2 protein-coding genes and 1 pseudogene are annotated in these 1,899 nt (G+C 69.4%); 2 read left to right on the top strand and 1 reads right to left on the bottom strand.

The window, feature by feature from the left end; genetic code table 11:
* Positions 1–792: MFS transporter (locus LQV45_RS28950; RefSeq protein WP_230010464.1), on the bottom strand; the 792-nt coding region annotated here is incomplete at its 3' end.
* 194 nt (positions 793–986) lie between these two features.
* On the opposite strand from LQV45_RS28950, the gene LQV45_RS28945 reads away from it, so the two are divergent.
* On the top strand, positions 987–1,451 hold the full coding sequence (locus LQV45_RS28945; protein ID WP_290370340.1) for a (deoxy)nucleoside triphosphate pyrophosphohydrolase: 465 nt from the start codon (positions 987–989) through the stop codon (positions 1,449–1,451).
* 88 nt (positions 1,452–1,539) lie between these two features.
* Positions 1,540–1,899 (top strand): annotated as a pseudogene (locus LQV45_RS28940) (NAD(P)(+) transhydrogenase (Re/Si-specific) subunit alpha); the annotation flags it as partial.

The raw sequence follows: 1,899 nt of genomic DNA, 5'->3' as shown, positions 1-1,899 counted from the left end.
GCCCACGCCGTACAGGGCCACGACCAGCGGCAGCCAGGCCGCCGGGAGGCCGGCGACGGAGGTCATGGTGTGCGAAATGTAGGTGTAGGTCGCGAAGAACCCGCCGAAGCCGACGATGCCGACCAGGATGGCAAGCCACACCTGCAGCCGCTTGAGCGCGCCGAGCTCCCTGCGGAAGCTGGCATCGGCGTGCGGTTTCTGGAACGGGACGAACTTCCACAGCATGAACAGCGTAATGATGCCGATCAGGCCCACCAGCAGGAACAGCAGCCGCCACCCGTAGCTCTGGCCCAGCCAGGTGGCGAAGGGGACGCCAATGACGTTGGACACCGTCAGCCCGGCCATGACCATCGAAATGGCCCAGCCCCGCTTGGTCGGCGCCACCAGGGAGGCGGCAATCACGGCCGCGACCCCGAAGAAGGCGCCGTGGGGGAGTCCCGCGGCGAACCGGGACACCAGCATGGAGCCGTAGTCCGGGGCGAGGAAGGAACTGAGGTTGGCGATGCTGAAGAAGAGCATGAGCCCGAGGGCCAGATACTTCCGCGGGAGTTTGGCCCCGACCGCGGCCAGCACCGGCGCGCCAATCACGACGCCGAGGGCGTAGGCCGAAATCAGGTGACCTGCCTCGGGCGTGCTGATGTTCAGGCCCTGTTCGATCTCCTTGAGCAGGCCCATCATGGTGAATTCCGTGGTGCCGATGCCAAAGCCGCCCATCGCGAGGGCAATGATTGCCATGGCAACGTGACGGGTGCCGGACTTGGTCGGCGCCGGGGCGTGTGTGGTGGTTGTCATTCGTCTTTTCGGAGAGATTTTCCGGGAGAGGCCGGATGGATCGGACAGATAAATATGCTTTTAAGAACCGGGAGGGGGCGCCGAGTATTCCGGAAGGTGTCGTGGCGGCCGCCTCCACCATTGTCCCCTACCTGGGCTGGCCCTGGCCCCGGCCCCCGGGCGCCGGACCCTGCGCCCGCCTTAGACTTGAGGGCGTGACTGGACTCATAGGCGTCGTTGGCGGCGCAGTAGTGGACTCCCTGGCCGACCCGGGCATGCTCCTCGTGGCCCGGCGCACGGCGCCGCCGCAGTTTGCCGGAATGTGGGAGTTCCCGGGCGGAAAAGTCGAACCAGGCGAGGCCGCCGAGGACGCCCTGCACCGCGAGCTCCGGGAAGAACTGGGCGTGCTGGTGCGGCTCGGGGCGGAGCTGCCCGCGGAAACCGCCGCGGGCTGGCCGCTCAACGCGAAGGCGGCGATGAGGGTCTGGTTCGCGGAGCTCGCGCAGGGAGAACCCCGGCCGCTGGAGGACCATGACGAATTGCGCTGGCTCGACCTCCGCAATCCGGCAGGGGTCCTGGACCTGCCGTGGATCCCGGCGGACCTCCCCATCGTCGAGGCCCTCCTGGCGGCTGTGCAGGCCACAGGGCCGCGCGGAGTGGAAGCGGGCCTGGGCCGCTGACCGGACCCGCCGCCGCGCTTCGGGAGCCCGCCTCTCGCCAAACGGTCAGGCATGTGCCTACTCTGATCCCAACCGAGAGGAGTGGCCCGTGCAGGTCGGTGTCGGACGAGAGCAGCGAGCCGGAGAACGCCGCGTCGCGGCCACACCGGAGACGGCCCGGCAGCTGACGGCGCTCGGGCTCCATCTCCTGGTCGAGAGCGGTGCCGGCACCGAAGCCGGCTTCGCCGACGCCGCATTCAAGGAGGCCGGCGCGACGGTCATCTCCGAGCTCCCGTTGGAGGCCCTGGACGTCCTGCTGCATGTCCGCCCGCTCACCCCGGAGGCCGCGGCCCGGCTGCGGCCCGGCACCGTCACCATCGGGCTGGCATCGCCGACCTCGGAGCTGCCGACCGTCCGGACACTCGCCGCTGCCGGGATCACCTCGTTCGCCCTGGAGCTGCTTCCGCGG

This window comes from Microbacterium sp. Bi128 (genome assembly GCF_918698205.1).
This window is presented reverse-complemented; position numbering and strand designations above follow the sequence as displayed.